The sequence below is a fragment of the Lacticaseibacillus suilingensis genome, from assembly GCF_016861845.1.
GTDB classification, from domain to species: domain Bacteria; phylum Bacillota; class Bacilli; order Lactobacillales; family Lactobacillaceae; genus Lacticaseibacillus; species Lacticaseibacillus suilingensis.
In genome coordinates this window covers 12,516-26,197 of sequence record NZ_BOLV01000015.1, presented here as the reverse complement: position 1 = coordinate 26,197, position 13,682 = coordinate 12,516, and the positions used below count along the sequence as shown (strand labels likewise).

The 13,682-nt window shown below is 52.6% G+C and carries 24 protein-coding genes; all 24 read left to right on the top strand.

What is annotated here, in order from left to right; translation table 11 throughout:
- The first annotated feature begins 12 nt into the window (after positions 1 to 12).
- The 24 genes from JUF11_RS09675 (at position 13) to JUF11_RS09560 (ending at position 13,681) form a co-directional block, all read left to right on the top strand.
- On the top strand, positions 13 to 687 hold the full coding sequence (locus JUF11_RS09675) for a hypothetical protein (protein ID WP_204119424.1): 675 nt from the start codon (positions 13 to 15) through the stop codon (positions 685 to 687).
- Positions 688 to 748: 61 nt separating this feature from the next.
- A complete protein-coding gene (locus JUF11_RS09670; protein ID WP_204119423.1) occupies positions 749 to 925 on the top strand; it encodes a hypothetical protein in 177 nt (58 codons plus the stop codon).
- Complete coding sequence (locus tag JUF11_RS09665; protein ID WP_204119422.1) at positions 922 to 1,302, top strand: DUF1064 domain-containing protein; 381 nt, start codon at positions 922 to 924, stop codon at positions 1,300 to 1,302. Before JUF11_RS09670 ends, JUF11_RS09665 begins: the two co-directional genes overlap by 4 nt.
- Positions 1,303 to 1,310: 8 nt before the next feature.
- The gene (locus JUF11_RS09660) at positions 1,311 to 1,613 is read left to right on the top strand and encodes a MazG-like family protein (RefSeq protein ID WP_204119421.1); all 303 of its coding nucleotides are present in this window, start codon (positions 1,311 to 1,313) and stop codon (positions 1,611 to 1,613) included.
- Entirely contained in the window at positions 1,606 to 2,097 is a 492-nt protein-coding gene (ssb, locus tag JUF11_RS09655) for a single-stranded DNA-binding protein (RefSeq protein ID WP_204119420.1), read from the top strand. Before JUF11_RS09660 ends, ssb begins: the two co-directional genes overlap by 8 nt.
- Before the next feature lie 12 nt (positions 2,098 to 2,109).
- Positions 2,110 to 2,253, top strand: a complete 144-nt coding sequence (locus tag JUF11_RS09650; RefSeq protein WP_204119419.1) for a hypothetical protein — start codon at positions 2,110 to 2,112, stop codon at positions 2,251 to 2,253.
- A gap of 137 nt (positions 2,254 to 2,390) precedes the next feature.
- Positions 2,391 to 2,954: a DUF1642 domain-containing protein gene (locus JUF11_RS09645; protein ID WP_204119418.1), complete on the top strand. Its 564-nt coding sequence runs from the start codon at positions 2,391 to 2,393 to the stop codon at positions 2,952 to 2,954.
- Positions 2,944 to 3,360 (top strand): hypothetical protein, encoded by a 417-nt coding sequence (locus JUF11_RS09640; RefSeq protein ID WP_204119417.1) that lies wholly within the window; start codon positions 2,944 to 2,946, stop codon positions 3,358 to 3,360. Before JUF11_RS09645 ends, JUF11_RS09640 begins: the two co-directional genes overlap by 11 nt.
- A complete protein-coding gene (locus JUF11_RS09635; RefSeq protein WP_204119416.1) occupies positions 3,360 to 3,659 on the top strand; it encodes a hypothetical protein in 300 nt (99 codons plus the stop codon). Before JUF11_RS09640 ends, JUF11_RS09635 begins: the two co-directional genes overlap by 1 nt.
- Before the next feature lie 114 nt (positions 3,660 to 3,773).
- A complete protein-coding gene (locus JUF11_RS09630; RefSeq protein WP_204119415.1) occupies positions 3,774 to 4,235 on the top strand; it encodes a YopX family phage-derived protein in 462 nt (153 codons plus the stop codon).
- Positions 4,222 to 4,446: a hypothetical protein gene (locus JUF11_RS09625; protein WP_204119414.1), complete on the top strand. Its 225-nt coding sequence runs from the start codon at positions 4,222 to 4,224 to the stop codon at positions 4,444 to 4,446. Before JUF11_RS09630 ends, JUF11_RS09625 begins: the two co-directional genes overlap by 14 nt.
- Complete coding sequence (locus JUF11_RS09620; protein ID WP_204119413.1) at positions 4,443 to 4,616, top strand: hypothetical protein; 174 nt, start codon at positions 4,443 to 4,445, stop codon at positions 4,614 to 4,616. The genes JUF11_RS09625 and JUF11_RS09620 overlap by 4 nt, the downstream gene beginning before the upstream one ends.
- Positions 4,609 to 5,001, top strand: a complete 393-nt coding sequence (locus JUF11_RS09615) for a hypothetical protein (RefSeq protein ID WP_204119412.1) — start codon at positions 4,609 to 4,611, stop codon at positions 4,999 to 5,001. Before JUF11_RS09620 ends, JUF11_RS09615 begins: the two co-directional genes overlap by 8 nt.
- The gene (locus tag JUF11_RS09610) at positions 4,991 to 5,170 is read left to right on the top strand and encodes a hypothetical protein (RefSeq protein WP_204119411.1); all 180 of its coding nucleotides are present in this window, start codon (positions 4,991 to 4,993) and stop codon (positions 5,168 to 5,170) included. The genes JUF11_RS09615 and JUF11_RS09610 overlap by 11 nt, the downstream gene beginning before the upstream one ends.
- Positions 5,171 to 5,425: 255 nt before the next feature.
- Positions 5,426 to 5,881, top strand: a complete 456-nt coding sequence (locus JUF11_RS09605; protein ID WP_204119410.1) for an ArpU family phage packaging/lysis transcriptional regulator — start codon at positions 5,426 to 5,428, stop codon at positions 5,879 to 5,881.
- Complete coding sequence (locus JUF11_RS09600) at positions 5,874 to 6,095, top strand: hypothetical protein (RefSeq protein WP_204119409.1); 222 nt, start codon at positions 5,874 to 5,876, stop codon at positions 6,093 to 6,095. The genes JUF11_RS09605 and JUF11_RS09600 overlap by 8 nt, the downstream gene beginning before the upstream one ends.
- A 265-nt stretch (positions 6,096 to 6,360) precedes the next feature.
- Positions 6,361 to 6,894 (top strand): hypothetical protein, encoded by a 534-nt coding sequence (locus JUF11_RS09595; protein ID WP_204119408.1) that lies wholly within the window; start codon positions 6,361 to 6,363, stop codon positions 6,892 to 6,894.
- Positions 6,884 to 7,624: an N-6 DNA methylase gene (locus JUF11_RS09590; RefSeq protein ID WP_204119407.1), complete on the top strand. Its 741-nt coding sequence runs from the start codon at positions 6,884 to 6,886 to the stop codon at positions 7,622 to 7,624. Before JUF11_RS09595 ends, JUF11_RS09590 begins: the two co-directional genes overlap by 11 nt.
- On the top strand, positions 7,621 to 8,064 hold the full coding sequence (locus JUF11_RS09585; RefSeq protein ID WP_204119406.1) for a restriction endonuclease subunit S domain-containing protein: 444 nt from the start codon (positions 7,621 to 7,623) through the stop codon (positions 8,062 to 8,064). Before JUF11_RS09590 ends, JUF11_RS09585 begins: the two co-directional genes overlap by 4 nt.
- A gap of 138 nt (positions 8,065 to 8,202) precedes the next feature.
- Positions 8,203 to 8,793, top strand: a complete 591-nt coding sequence (locus JUF11_RS09580) for a terminase small subunit (RefSeq protein ID WP_236000529.1) — start codon at positions 8,203 to 8,205, stop codon at positions 8,791 to 8,793.
- The gene (locus JUF11_RS09575; RefSeq protein ID WP_236000523.1) at positions 8,768 to 10,081 is read left to right on the top strand and encodes a PBSX family phage terminase large subunit; all 1,314 of its coding nucleotides are present in this window, start codon (positions 8,768 to 8,770) and stop codon (positions 10,079 to 10,081) included. Before JUF11_RS09580 ends, JUF11_RS09575 begins: the two co-directional genes overlap by 26 nt.
- A 63-nt stretch (positions 10,082 to 10,144) precedes the next feature.
- Positions 10,145 to 11,686, top strand: a complete 1,542-nt coding sequence (locus JUF11_RS09570; RefSeq protein WP_204119405.1) for a phage portal protein — start codon at positions 10,145 to 10,147, stop codon at positions 11,684 to 11,686.
- Complete coding sequence (locus tag JUF11_RS09565; RefSeq protein ID WP_204119404.1) at positions 11,686 to 12,846, top strand: phage minor capsid protein; 1,161 nt, start codon at positions 11,686 to 11,688, stop codon at positions 12,844 to 12,846. Before JUF11_RS09570 ends, JUF11_RS09565 begins: the two co-directional genes overlap by 1 nt.
- A gap of 247 nt (positions 12,847 to 13,093) precedes the next feature.
- Entirely contained in the window at positions 13,094 to 13,681 is a 588-nt protein-coding gene (locus JUF11_RS09560) for a phage scaffolding protein (RefSeq protein WP_204119403.1), read from the top strand.
- Position 13,682: the final 1 nt, after the last annotated feature.

The window sequence follows — 13,682 nt, the reverse complement described above, 5'->3', positions numbered from 1 at the left end:
GGAGCATGACGCATGACATTAAAAACAGCAAGAATTGGCGAAACGGTACTGGTGCACGAGTATACGGCGGGCTTCGATGCACTGCCACCATACGAGAAGAGTTGGAATAACTTCCACGGCGTCTACGTGCGGAACCGTGAGCACGTCATCATCGTTGATGTTCGCAACTCTGACGAATTGACACGGCGGCAGAAGACGGCGTGTGCGGGGCGCATTGCGGTGAACAAGAAGTTCGTTGATGAAAAAGTCTTAAAGAGTGAGCCAGTTCAGGCAGAGCCATTTGTTCGGCGTGATCCGGAGAAGGTAGCAAAGGCCAAGCAGGAGGCGCGCGATGAGAAGTATCGGCGGCTTGGCGACCAGCTTCGAGCGCTGGCAAATCGTGGCTATACGATGGCCCAGGCATCACACGAGCTGGGCATCGGCGCGAGCCTGCTTGCCGCCGCTCGCCGAGGAAGGGACATTGATACACGACCACACTTCCACCTCCAGTGGCTCAAGCCAGACGGCAGCATTGAGTACATCGCCAAAATCGACACGGCGCGAAAGCGGCACATCGTCAAGTACGCCTTCCAGGGCGAAGAGAAAAACGAATGGGGCATCTTTCACTCCGGCAACTGGTTTGAGGCCGAAGACGGAACCATTAAGCCATCAGAGTCCACCGAGGCATCCAACGCATGGCGGCGTTGATCTACATCGCACTGATTATCGAAACGGCCTTGCTGGTCGTAGCTTGGGGGAATAAACGCAAATGAAAATCGAAAAAGTAAAAAACGGACTTGAGTACATCACATTCGTACTGGCAATCGTGATGATTGCGGCTGGCGGCTGGTTCTTCTTCTACGGAAGCCCATTCAAGGCTTTCTTCCTGATGATGTGTTCAAACATCATGCTCACGCTCGTTATCCTGACGAGGCATGAAGCATGACTTGGCGGGGTAATAACAAGTACAACGCGAAGAAGACGGAGACCGCAGACGGCAAGATTGCTGACAGCATGGCTGAGGCGGCGTACTACAACCAACTTCTTCGGCAGGGAGTGCGATTTACCTACCACCAGAGCTTTGAGATTCTACACAGCTTCACGCTCAACCGGAAGCAATACTCGAAGCGGGTGTATACACCGGACTTCTGCATCTACGAAGGCGATAATTTGGCCAAGGTTGTAGACGTGAAGGGCGGCACCGCCACGATGACAGATAGCGCCAGCCTACGCATCGCAATCTTCATGCGGCGCTACGGATTGCCGGTGACGGTGGCCAGGTATGACTATAAGACAGGCCTGTTCAGCGAAGAACAGGCGTAGGAGGACAAATGGACTATACAAAATCAGTTGAGGCATGGGCAGAAGCTCATGGCCTTGACGTATGCGACCCAAAGGCCCAGATGAGCAAGCTCATGGAAGAGGTCGGAGAGTTGGCAAGGGGCATCAACAAAGGCAATCGTGACCAGACAAGCGACAGCTTGGGCGATATTCAAGTTGTGTTGACCGTATTGGCCCTACAAGTGGGTTTGCATCAAGACACGTGTTTCCATCTCGCCTACAACGTTATCAAAGACCGCCAAGGCAAGATGGTGAATGGTGTGTTCGTGAAGGAGGCTGATCTCCATGATTAATAGCATCGCACTAACAGGCCGCCTGACCCGTGACTTGGACTTGCGCTACACGCAAAGCGGCACCGCAGTCGGCACGTTCACGCTGGCAGTTGACCGGCAGTACAAGCGGGACGGTGAGCCAACAGCGGACTTCATCAACTGTGTGATCTGGCGCAAGAGCGCGGAGAACTTCGTCAAATTCACCCGCAAAGGTTCACTGGTGGGCGTAGAAGGACACATCCAAACGCGCAACTACGACAACAACCAAGGCCAGCGCGTCTATGTGACCGAAGTAGTGGTCGATAACTTCGCACTGCTGGAACCGAAAGGCACGCAGGCCACCCCAGAGGCCACAAATCAGCCGCAGACGGCGCCACAACATACTGGCGGGAATAGTTATGTGCCACAGCCTAAACCAGCGCAAACGGCACCGAAGGCGGCAAATGACCCGTTCGCAAGCAATGGCAGGCAGGTAGACATCAGCGATGATGATCTGCCGTTCTGATGGAGGCATGACATGGCAAATGAGCTAACGGAGCAAGAGAAGGCGGCCAACGAATGGTACTTCAAACACTTTGACCCAGACCACTACAAAGAAATCAGGCTACTGAACCGTGGCAAAATCATTAAGCTGTACACCACTTTGAACGCTTGGTACTAGGATGACGAAGATGCAGAGGTTGCTTTCGAAACCGCCACACGGTTTGGCGAGCACGTGACAAGCGTAGCTGTTGACCACAAGAGGTACAAGATGATAGGCGGAAAGGTTCGGCGTATAGCAAATATGGAGGCATCGAAATGAGCTTATATGCAGTGAAGAACGATGAAGGCAAGTGGCTTTGCATCGAGGCCAACGGTAGCCATTATTGGAGCCGCGATGACGGTGACTTCTTCGACCAACATGACGCTGACACGCTTGCCCACGTGTATGGCGGCCAAGTAGTTCCCTTGATCGAGGCCCCGGCGAAGGTCGTGGTGAGCGAAGAGGAAGCGGAAATGCTGAAACGGGCGAAAACAAGCGGATATCCGGTGTCTGCAATCTCTGGGTGGTGTGACGAAGGCGAGGAAGACCATACTGCCGAAGACCGCTTCATGCGCGCCTACGTCAACGGCTGGACGGTTGAGAAACCTAAACGGTACGTGCTGCCAATGCCATACGGAGCTGACGACGATGATCCAGATCAAAGCCATTACGCGGTGGTAAATAGAGAATATCATGCTGGGCCCGCGTGGCATCAGGGACCTTGCGTTTCATTTAAGAAAGCACGGGAGCATTACACCGTCACCCAGGCCGACATCGACGCGGCGCCTGACTGGGTTAAGGCAATCACACCTGTGGAGGTGACTGACGATGAGCAATGAGACGAAGCGGGAAGTGTTCACTAGAGTTAATAAGTTTGCCCGTGAGCTTCGCGTTTATGATTCTGAACTCATGGAATCTAAAAAGGAAATCGATAGAGATTATCAGGAAGATATGTCTGCATATGACGCCGCGTTGCCAGATTATCTGCCGGTGCTTCCGAAAGTCGTAAGTGATGCAGTCAAGTTTTATTGGACAACTTATGGTAGTGAAAAAGGTTTAACGGACTTATTGTTTGATCTAGTTGAACCATGGCGTATCAGCGTGGACAAGGTTGTTTCAGCAATTCATGAAGATCTTAGAAAACATTATCTACTGCATAGTGATGTAATAGCCCGTGCATGGGTACTAGGTGTCTGGCGCGTTGAGGAAACAGGAGAAATCGTGAAACTGGAGGCGGAGGACTGATGGCGTTGAGAATAGCACTAGGCGGTTACGAGCTCTGGATGACGGGCTATCGTCAAATCGCTGTCGGTAAAGCATCAACCAGCAAGAAAGGTAACACTACCTACAGTAATACTCACTATTTCAACGACATGAAGCAGGCACTTAAATATCTTGAAGCCACTCTGGTGCTGGAAGAAGACATCAAAACAGTGGACGAATGGGAAGCCGCACACAGACGCGTCATGGCCGCCGTTGATGAATGGGCAGAACAGGTTGACATGCCAAGCCTGCCCATACTCCATGCTGGAGGTGCGAGATGAGTAGTCCGATGGAGGAAGACCGGTTCTGGTGGCTCGCAATGGCGCTCGGCCTGCTACGCGAGCTAGAAGACCGTGAGGAGCGCGACGGGGGATACATCATACGGGAGGTGCGAGATGAGACAAATTAAGTTTCGAGCGTGGGACGGTGAAAAGATGGTTGAAGTCGCCGAACTTCACCTCAACACCAAAGAGTTACTGGTAGACGATGAAGAGTGGCTGAGCATGCGCCATTCACCACTCATGCAATTTACTGGCCTGCACGACAAGAACGACAAGGAAATCTACGAAGGTGACATTGTCAGGTATCACATGACCAGATCGTTTGGAGAGCACTATGACCCACTCACGCTTGGCTTCATTGGCACGGATTGGGATATTGATGCAGATATCATTGGCAAGGTGTCAATTTGGCCGTCGAATGGCGTGATGATGACAAAGATTGTCACAAACGATCCAGATATGTTCAGCAAACAATATCCAGTCCCAAAACGTTGGCATGTTACACAAGATTGCGAGGTCATCGGCAACATTTTTGAGAATCCGGAGCTGATGGAGGTGCAGGATGAAAAAGCGTGACCGAATTTACAAAAAACGTAATCTACGCGCGCGACAGGAGCTGTTGCGCAGAACCACTAGCGCCATGATTTGCTGGCAGATGCCGCGGCATCGACTCATTAATCGGATGAAGGTCAAACAACGACAATACGAAAGCCTGAAACAACTGTTCAGAGCTATTGAGTATCAGTCGAAAGTGGCTTCGGGAGCTGATGGAGGTGGCCGAGCATGACGACTAAAGCTGACATAGACGCGGCGCAAAAGGCTATCAATGCCGCTAACAATGCAATCGGCAAGCTTGATCTGTGTGGCCTGTATGATTGCGCATGGCAAGCCAACAACAATTATCAACGCATCATTGATTACAACAGGGAACAGTTGGAGGTGGCCGAGCATGAGTAAGGAAACCAAGAAAGACGTGTTTAACGCAGCTGTAGAGAAGGCCGTGGGTATGACGCTGGTGGCCGGATATACATCCTATGGAGAAAAGTACCGTAAGGACATGCAGAAGCGATATGCCGCCGCCACTGACGGTGACCCGGCGTGCCCGTGGTGCCATGAGTTCGGTGACAAGTATGGTGATACAACGTACAGCGATAACCTTGGCCGGAAGGTTCACATCAAGGGCGGCATGATGTTAGCGGGCGGACAATACGAAAGCGCGCAAATGGCAATCGAAGATGGAGGAATCATTGGCATCTTTGCGGAAGGAGATGATGAAGGTTGGGAGCCGATTCACTTCTGCCCGATGTGCGGCCGCAGTCTGGGGGCAAGTCGTGATGCGTAGAATCGGTTGGAACCGCATATTGGCAATGGTAAGCAACGTGATAGCAGTTGCCTTCACGTTCTCAAGCTATCGCGACATGAATGGTGCCACGTTCCTGCTGACGTTTCTCTGCTACACAATCATCTTCTTGCTCTATGAAGTTCTGGACAAGCTGGAGGAACGCCAATGAATGACCGACATCGCCGTGTGCAGAAGCTGAGGAAACAGCAGGCGGCAGCCGAGCGCAGACGCTTGAACCGTGAGCTCCGGGCATATCTGACGGCATTCGGGAAGGTATGCAAAGGCGCAACGGTCGTATTCACACGATTTGCCGATGAGCTCAAGCACGCTATGCAGCCACAAAAATAGTGCAAAAAAATAGCGCACCACCGGCACGCTGATTGGATCTCGACAATTCAATTCTACCACAAAGGGAGTGCAGGGCATGGGGCGTTTGGTCCAATCATATTTCAGGCGGCTTGATCGCGAGGCCACAGCCAAGAATGCGGAGCGGCTGCTGGGCGATTTTAGGCACCGCGAACAGAAGGCAAAGCGGGCGGACGTGCTGGGGCTGGCATCTCCGTCACTAGATGGCATGCCGCGCAATGACACGGTCGAAAACACCGCAGAAGGGCGCATTGTCGAGCACCTAAGCGACAAAGAGTTCACCGAGCGGGTGCGGCGCGCGATTGAGTGCATCGAGAGCGATGAGGCCAAGGTGATCCTGTGCGGGCTGTACATAGGGCGGCCACTAACCGCAGAGGCTCTGATGGAGCGCCTAGCCATGAGCAACACGGCGTACTACCACGCCAAAGAGGAAGCGCTGGTGGCGTTCGCGGAAGTGTGGCCACCAGTACCGAGCGAGCTACTGGTATACAGGACGGTGAGCGACCGTGACTGAAGGCGAGTACCTTACCGTCTACGCTATGCTCTGGCAGCCGGAAGAAGAAAACGTGGACACTTACAACATGGTGAATGTAGTCATAAAGCGGAGCGACTTCAAACGCTGGATCGCTGGCGATAAGGGCGGCGCGGTGCTCACGGTCGATGATGGCAAGTGGCTGGCGGTCAAGCTGGAGAATATCGTCCAGATGAGTGCGGCTGAACCGAAATAACGACACGAGAACGATGCAAGAGCGAAACAACGGCGATGAAGAAGCGACACCACAACGATGAACAACGCGCTATATTGATAACATGCAAGTGGTGGTTCGGTAGCAACCATAAGCAAAAATAAACCAAAGAAGAGAGGTGAAGCTCCTCTCTTGTGCGGCTTAAAAACTTGATGTTGGTCGTGACGCTTGGCGCCTTGTGGGTTCGCTACCTGTGCGACCAGTTTAGAAGACGCCGTGGCGTCTTTTTTTAGTTGGAGGTTTATGCATGGACATTAATGCAATGCTTGGGGTTCGCGAGTCATACCAGGCACCGACAGCGCTCATGAAGGTGCTACTTGATAACGAACAGCGGCCCGCCTTCGTGCAAGATTACCGCGACAGTCTCCCGGACCTTGAGCATGAGCATCTACGTGAGTACTTCATGGATAACCAGTCCGACCGCAAAGGCGACAAACAGGACTACACACCAGACGCGATTGGCGAAATCATCACCGGCATTCTTGGCCAACGTGATCAAGTGCTAGATATTGCTGGCGGTATCGGTGGACTAACTATCCACCAGTGGGGAGCGAACCACAAGGGTACCTACGTTGTGGAGGAAATCAGCAGTGCTTCACTGCCGTTTCTGCTACTGAACATGTTGGCGCGTGAGATTAATGCGACCGTGGTCAACGGTGACAGCCTAGAGCGTACCGCCAAGGCCGTTTATCAGGTAGAAGGTAATTCTCTCCGCATGCTTCCGAAAACGCCTGATACGCTCAAAGAATACGAACTTAGGGGGTGGGTTGATGAGCTATGATGCTGTGATTTCAAACCCACCGTACTCACTCGATTGGAGCATGGACAAGTCGCTTACCATTGATGGCTACCCGCTAGCTCCAAAGTCGAAAGCAGACTGGCAGTTCGTGCTGGAAGGCATCGACCAGCTCAATGACAACGGCACCGCAGTCTACGTGCTACCACATGGAGTTCTGTTCCGTGGAGCATCAGAAGGAAAAATTCGGCAACGAGTTATCGAAGAAGGACACTTGGACGCCGTGATAGGTCTACCAGACAAGCTGTTCGATGTGACTGGCATTCCGGTTTGTCTGCTGGTGCTCAAGAAGCATCGGACGGATACGGACACTCTATTCATTGATGCTAGCAATGAATTTGAGAAGGGGAAGAACAAGAACGTTCTCAAGCCTGAACACGTTAGGCGAGTTGTTGAAGCCTACCATGCACGCAAAGAAATAGACAAGTACGCTCACGTAGCCACACTTGATGAAATGCGGGAGAACGACTTCAACCTCAATATTACGCGCTACGTTGACACGTTCGAGCCTGAACCCGTGCCGTCATTAACGGAAATCATGAATAACATGACTGAGATTGACGCGCAGATTACACACAACGAGCAAGACCTAGCCGACCAGTTTGCCCAGCTAGTGGCTAGCACGCCAGAGGCACAGGCCGAACTCGACAGGTTCGTTCAATTCTTCGGTAAGCGCGCTAAGCAACACAGAGAGGAGCAACTGACGCTATTATGATTGATTTCAACTCATGGGAACGCGTCAGGCTTGGCGATGTTGCAGAGTTTGGGCGTGCCAAGGCGGGACACATCTATCCGCACGGCGCCAGCACATTCCAAATCTCCGCGACCAGAGGGAAAGTCGGGTATCTCGAAAAGCCCGGAACCGTGCCAGCTAAAGACGCAGTGATTATCCCGCAGGCAGGCATCAACCCGCGTTACTTCAACATTGTGATGCAGATGAACGCCGCAGAGTTTATGCGGATATATGCGACGGGCCTCAACGTTCAGGAGCATGAGCTGGCCAACTTCCCCATTGACCTGCATAACGGGGACACGCAGGACGCCATTGTGAAGATGGTGCGGGCGGTTGACGATAAGGCCGATGAAGCACAAGCCGAGCTTCAGGCCATGCAGGGCCTCAAGGCCAAGATGCAAGACTCGCTGTTCGTGGGGTGATCGTATGTCAATGATGATGACAAAGTGCGGCTACATGTCAAAGGTTGAGGCCTCAATCATCGGGAAACTCGCCAAAGAGGAAGCTCAGAAGAAGACTAAGGATGACAAGAAGAAGCGCGGGAGGTGTGGTGATATGTGATGAAACTAAGCAAGCGGCAGAAAGCATTCGCTGATGCCTATCTTACCAACGGAGGCAACGCTACAGAGGCTGCGAGAGCCGCTGGATATTCGCCACACAACATTGGGGCTAACGCAGCGAAAACCCTAAAAAACCCTAAAATTCAAGCTTACATGAAACGGCGCCTGCAACCGATTGAACGCAAGGCTGATCTCGATGTTGATAAGGCAATTATCCACTTGCTTGACATTGGCATGGGCCGTGAGATCACTGCCAGAAGCTCGACATATGACAACATTAAAAAGACGATGCTAGAAGACACGACAATGAAATATTCGCCAGGGCCTAAGCAGCAGGTTGAAGCTCTTGAATTGTATTTGAAGTATAAGGGTATGCTCAGGAACTCAAGCAAGGAACTAGAAGATCAACAGATTGCCAAACTGAAAGCTGATGCAAGAAAGTCGAAGGCCGAGGCCGATATTTCAGAGGCCAGGGCGAGCCAGGTCACCGCCGAGCGCGGGCAAAGCAGAGTCGTATTTATCGACTCAGAAGAGGCCATGCGTCAGTACATGGAGGAACATCCTGATGAGTATGAGCACACAGGTGAATGATCCGTTCAAGCAGATAAACCCGGTGTTCTACCCGTTCTGGTTGGCACCTCAGTCTCACAAGTTGGCCAAGGGCGGCCGTTCGTCCACTAAATCTTCGGTAATAAGCCTCAAGTTGGTTCAGGATAAGATGCGCTACCCTGATGGGAACGTGGTGGCTCTGAGAAAGGTGGCCAACACGCTTCGTAAGTCGGTGTACTCACAAATCAAATGGGCGCTAATTCAGTCTGGCGTGGCCGAGCAGTTTAACTTCACTACCAACCCACTGGAAATCATTCATAAGGAATGGGGTACGGGCTTCTACTTCAGCGGTGCAGACGACCCAGAAAAGCTCAAGTCATTCAAGATACCGGTCGGGTACGTCAAAGACCTATGGTTTGAAGAAATGGATGCCTTCGATGGGCCGGCCGAGATCGACACAATTGAGGACTCCTTCATCCGTGAGGATTTGCCAGAAGGCCTGGAGGTTGGGGTGTATGGTTCCTGGAATCCACCAAAGAATCCTTGGGCTTGGATTAATGAGTATGTTGACTCGCACCGAAGCGATCCCGATTACTACATCCATCACTCGACATACCTGGACGACAAGCGTCACTACAACTCGAAGCAATTGCTGCGGAAGATTCAGCGCTACCATGACAACGATTTGGACTACTACCGCTGGATGTACCTCGGCGAGATTATTGGCCTTGGCACGAACATATACAACATGGCGCTGTTCCACAAGTTGCAGCAGGTGCCTGCTGACGATGAGATTATGGCCCTGGCCTTTTCGATCGATACCGGGCACATGCAGTCAGCCACGGCGCTCACAGTCTATGGGTTCAGCGCCAAGGGTAATGTGTATGTACTCGACACCTATTACTACTCGCCGGCACACCAGGTCAACAAGAAGCCGCCGAGTGAGCTGGTCAAGGACATGCACGCCTTCATCATGACGATGAGCAAGCAATACCCGGCCGCTCAGATAGTCAGCAAGACCATCGACTCGGCGGAAGGTGCTATCCGCAACCAGTATGCATACGAGTACCACGACAACTGGCACCCAGTGGCCAAGCTTAAAGAAGCCGACATGATAGACGTTGTTCAAGACCTGCTCGCACAAGGGCGGGTTTTTGTTTTGGAGACAGAGGGCAACGACATCTTCTTAGAACAACATCAGCAGTACCAATGGGACGAAAAGACCATTCAAAGCGATGACCCCAAAGTCATCAAGGAAAACGACCACACCTGCGACAACTTCAAGTACATGTGCTTGGACAACCGCCGCCGGTTAGGTCTCAAACGCTAGGAGGTGACGCCTGTGAGCTTCATCGACACAATCAAAAACTGGTTCAGGAAAGGAGGCGCAGCCATGGGCCTAGTCGAGAATTTGAGCAAGATAACCGACCACCCGAAAATCAACGGCGATGAACGCGAGTATGATCGCATCGACCGAGACAAGCTGTACTTCAAAGGCATGTTCCCCACTGTCAAATACTCCAACACGTATGGTGACCAAATGGAGCGGCCCTATGTCAGCCTCAACATGATGCAGGTCGTCTGCAGGCGTCTAGCAAGCCTCCTGTACAACGAACAGAGTAAGGTGTCCGTTGATACCCGGGAGCCGTCAGAAGCCGACACGGGCGACGCTACGCCCCATGACGATGAGGCTAATAAGTTCGTGCAGCAGGTGCTCAACGCCAACGACTTCGGCAAGAACTTTGAGCGCTACTTGGAGTCGTGCCTAGCCATGGGTGGCTTGGCAATTCGGCCATATGTTGACACCCAAACGGGTCAAATCAAGCTGGCGTGGATTCAGGCGCCCAACTTCTTCCCGCTGCGGGCCAACACCAACGACATAACCGAGGCTGCTATCGCTACGCCTACCATTCGCACCGAGAGCGGGAAGACAGCGTACTACACGCTGCTTGAGTTTCATGAGTGGTCACCGCTGGGCTACACAGTCACCAATGAGCTGTACCGCAGTGAGATGAAGGACCAAGTGGGCAATCGTGTGCCATTAAGCATGCTGTACCCAGACCTAGCCGACACGGTCAACATGCCAGGCTTCTCGCGTCCGTTGTTCGTATACCTCAAACCTGCTGGCTTCAACAACAAGAGTCTCAACAGCCCGCTTGGCATCGGCATATGTGACAACGCTCTTAGCACGCTCAAGCAGCTCAATGACACCTATGATCAGTTCAACTGGGAAGTCAGAAATGGACAGCGGCGCATCGCTGTGTCGGAAAGCATGACCGATGTGAAGTTCGTCAAGGGTGGCACTGAGAAGGCTAAGCAGGCCTTTGACCCAGACCAGAACGTCTTTGTCACCGTGCCAGGTGATCCAGACAAGATGAGCGTCACAGATCTCACCACGCCTATTCGTGCCAGCGACTATGTGACGAGCATGAACCAGTTCTTGAAGACGCTGGAGATGCAGGTGGGCTTATCTGCTGGCACCTTTAGCTTCGATGGCCAGTCAGTCAAGACGGCGACTGAAGTGGTCAGCGAGAACAGCATGACTTACCAGACGCGCAATAGCCACTTAACGATGGTCGAGCGTGCCATTCAAGAGCTGGTGGTGTCCATTTGTGAGCTTGGCCGTGCGACGGTAATCAATGGCGGTAGCATCTACAACGGTCCAATCCCGACCATTGACCAGGTGGCTGTGGACTTCGACGATGGTATTTTCACCGATAAGGCTGCAACAGCTGATTATTGGATCAAGTTGCAGGCTGCTGGCCTGTGCGCCGACTGGCAGGCCATCATGCACGTCCAAGGCGTTACCGAAGACCAGGCACGTAGCATTGCGGCCGAGATTGCCGGAGATACTGCCGACAACGCCACAGACCCGATAGCAGGACTATTTGGCGGTAATGGGGATGACAACGCTGGAGAAGGCGGTGATGATTAATGCCAAAGGTCACGCAGCACCAGATGGACGTCACCGAGTCATCAATCATCGACGTCTATCAGCATCTGGAGCAACAGCTCTTTGAGGACTTCGTGAACCGACTGCAGCAACATGGCATTGAAGACGTCGACCAGACCAACGTGTTGCAGTGGCAGATGGAGGTCATGAACGACCTGCACCTAGTCAACTCCGACGTAATCAACGAGGCATCAAAAGCGACTGGTATTGCCCGTGCCAAGCTAGTCGAGCTATTCCAGCACCAGGGCTACAAGGTAGTCGACCAAGAGTACAATCGGGCCACCAAAGCCACAGGAAGGCAAGTGAGCTCCATGCAGGTCAACACGACCAAGCAAGTGCTAGATGGCTATCTCAAGCAAACCTTCCAAGCGCTTGAAAACAATGTCAACCAGACACTGCTAAGCACAAATTACGGCACTAACGCGGCCACCAAGACTTATCAGCAGATAGTCAAAGAAACGACCGCTGATGTGCTTGCTGGCCTTAGAACACCTGATCAGGCGCTTAAGGCCACCATCTACCGCTGGCGCGACAAAGGCATCGACCTCGGACTAGTCGACAAAGGCGGCCATAGATGGAGCCTAGAGAGTTATGCCCGACTAGTCGTGGACAATACCAGCCGCCGTGCCTTTCAAGCGGTACGCGACCAGGCAGCCGATGACGTAGGCGTTGATACCTTCGTTATGAGCAGCCACGAGGCCAGCCGTGCTGCCTGCGCGCCCATTCAGGGCAAGCTGGTGACCACCCGGCCAGAGAGCTTCACTGATGCCAACACAGGTGAGCACTTTATCAGTCTGTACGATCACGGCTACGGCACGCCGTCAGGTACATTCGGCATCAACTGCCACCATCTCAAGTGGCTATACGTGCCAGGTGCAAGCTCAAACAACCAGCCGCAGTATGATCCAGCTGAGGCAATCGCCAAGGGGGATATGGTAGCCAAACAACGCGAACTAGAGCGTCGCATTCGAGCATACAAGCAAAAGCAAGCTTTGGCGGAGAAAATGAGCGATACTGATGGCGTGATGCGCAACCAGTTACTAGTTCGTCGCAACCAAGCGGCATTACGCAAGCTGATGAGTGATTTTGACTATCTACATCGCGACTATGCACGAGAAAAAGTATTCACACATTCATACTGAGGAGGCTTATCATGCTACATCACTACATGACCACATACCGAGAAGGCGGTCGTTGGAAGGCAGAAGCCTGGCTGCAGCTGAACATTTTCGGCCGCTGCTATTGCTTTAGCAAGCGCACTAAGGACCTCGGAGAGGCATATCTCACAGAAGCATAGACACACGACCTGAGTAAGTCGCTAAACTGCTCTTTTATTGTGTCCAAATCCATGCGGGAGCAGACCCGCTCAACAACTGCTTAGGAGAAGACATGAACCCAGAAGCATTGAAAGCATTAGGACTGAACGATGACCAAGTCAAAGGCGCGATGGTTTTGTATGGTCAAGACTTGAACCCGCTCAAGGAGCAGGTGAACACTTTGACATCTGAACGCGATGCGGCCAAGGAACAGGTGACCACAGTCACAGGCCAGCTTGACCAGTTGCAGAAGGACCACAAGAGCGACAGCGACCTCAAAGCCGAGATTGACAAGCTCAAAGAAGCCAACTCACAGGCCGAGAAGGACGCAGCGGCGCAGTTGTCCCAAGTAAAGCTAGACAGTGCCACCAATCTGGCACTGATCCAGTCTGGGGCACTTAACACCAAAGCGGTCAACGCCCTGATTAACAAAGATGTGCTCAAATTGGACGAAAAGGGTAACCTGACTGGTCTCGACGACCAGCTCAAGGCACTCAAGGAAGCCGATGACAGCAAGTTCCTGTTCAAGGCCGCCGATCAAGAACCAGCAAAGCCAAACAGCCCACAGATTATCCCATCGGGCAACCCTAACGCGGACCCAGCCGGCGGCACGAGCATGGTCGACAAGATTGCTGCTCGCCTATCCGGCAAACAATCATAAA

Excerpts from the sequence above, each read along its gene's own strand:
- JUF11_RS09675 (WP_204119424.1), top strand. The coding sequence starts at position 13 with ATGACATTAAAAACAGCAAGAATTGGCGAAACGGTACTGGTGCACGAG.
- JUF11_RS09670 (WP_204119423.1), top strand. The coding sequence starts at position 749 with ATGAAAATCGAAAAAGTAAAAAACGGACTTGAGTACATCACATTCGTA.
- JUF11_RS09665 (WP_204119422.1), top strand. The coding sequence starts at position 922 with ATGACTTGGCGGGGTAATAACAAGTACAACGCGAAGAAGACGGAGACC.
- JUF11_RS09660 (WP_204119421.1), top strand. The coding sequence starts at position 1,311 with ATGGACTATACAAAATCAGTTGAGGCATGGGCAGAAGCTCATGGCCTT.
- ssb (WP_204119420.1), top strand. The coding sequence starts at position 1,606 with ATGATTAATAGCATCGCACTAACAGGCCGCCTGACCCGTGACTTGGAC.
- JUF11_RS09650 (WP_204119419.1), top strand. The coding sequence starts at position 2,110 with ATGGCAAATGAGCTAACGGAGCAAGAGAAGGCGGCCAACGAATGGTAC.
- JUF11_RS09645 (WP_204119418.1), top strand. The coding sequence starts at position 2,391 with ATGAGCTTATATGCAGTGAAGAACGATGAAGGCAAGTGGCTTTGCATC.
- JUF11_RS09640 (WP_204119417.1), top strand. The coding sequence starts at position 2,944 with ATGAGCAATGAGACGAAGCGGGAAGTGTTCACTAGAGTTAATAAGTTT.
- JUF11_RS09635 (WP_204119416.1), top strand. The coding sequence starts at position 3,360 with ATGGCGTTGAGAATAGCACTAGGCGGTTACGAGCTCTGGATGACGGGC.
- JUF11_RS09630 (WP_204119415.1), top strand. The coding sequence starts at position 3,774 with ATGAGACAAATTAAGTTTCGAGCGTGGGACGGTGAAAAGATGGTTGAA.
- JUF11_RS09625 (WP_204119414.1), top strand. The coding sequence starts at position 4,222 with ATGAAAAAGCGTGACCGAATTTACAAAAAACGTAATCTACGCGCGCGA.
- JUF11_RS09620 (WP_204119413.1), top strand. The coding sequence starts at position 4,443 with ATGACGACTAAAGCTGACATAGACGCGGCGCAAAAGGCTATCAATGCC.
- JUF11_RS09615 (WP_204119412.1), top strand. The coding sequence starts at position 4,609 with ATGAGTAAGGAAACCAAGAAAGACGTGTTTAACGCAGCTGTAGAGAAG.
- JUF11_RS09605 (WP_204119410.1), top strand. The coding sequence starts at position 5,426 with ATGGGGCGTTTGGTCCAATCATATTTCAGGCGGCTTGATCGCGAGGCC.
- JUF11_RS09595 (WP_204119408.1), top strand. The coding sequence starts at position 6,361 with ATGGACATTAATGCAATGCTTGGGGTTCGCGAGTCATACCAGGCACCG.
- JUF11_RS09590 (WP_204119407.1), top strand. The coding sequence starts at position 6,884 with ATGAGCTATGATGCTGTGATTTCAAACCCACCGTACTCACTCGATTGG.
- JUF11_RS09585 (WP_204119406.1), top strand. The coding sequence starts at position 7,621 with ATGATTGATTTCAACTCATGGGAACGCGTCAGGCTTGGCGATGTTGCA.
- JUF11_RS09580 (WP_236000529.1), top strand. The coding sequence starts at position 8,203 with ATGAAACTAAGCAAGCGGCAGAAAGCATTCGCTGATGCCTATCTTACC.
- JUF11_RS09575 (WP_236000523.1), top strand. The coding sequence starts at position 8,768 with ATGAGTATGAGCACACAGGTGAATGATCCGTTCAAGCAGATAAACCCG.
- JUF11_RS09570 (WP_204119405.1), top strand. The coding sequence starts at position 10,145 with ATGGGCCTAGTCGAGAATTTGAGCAAGATAACCGACCACCCGAAAATC.
- JUF11_RS09565 (WP_204119404.1), top strand. The coding sequence starts at position 11,686 with ATGCCAAAGGTCACGCAGCACCAGATGGACGTCACCGAGTCATCAATC.
- JUF11_RS09560 (WP_204119403.1), top strand. The coding sequence starts at position 13,094 with ATGAACCCAGAAGCATTGAAAGCATTAGGACTGAACGATGACCAAGTC.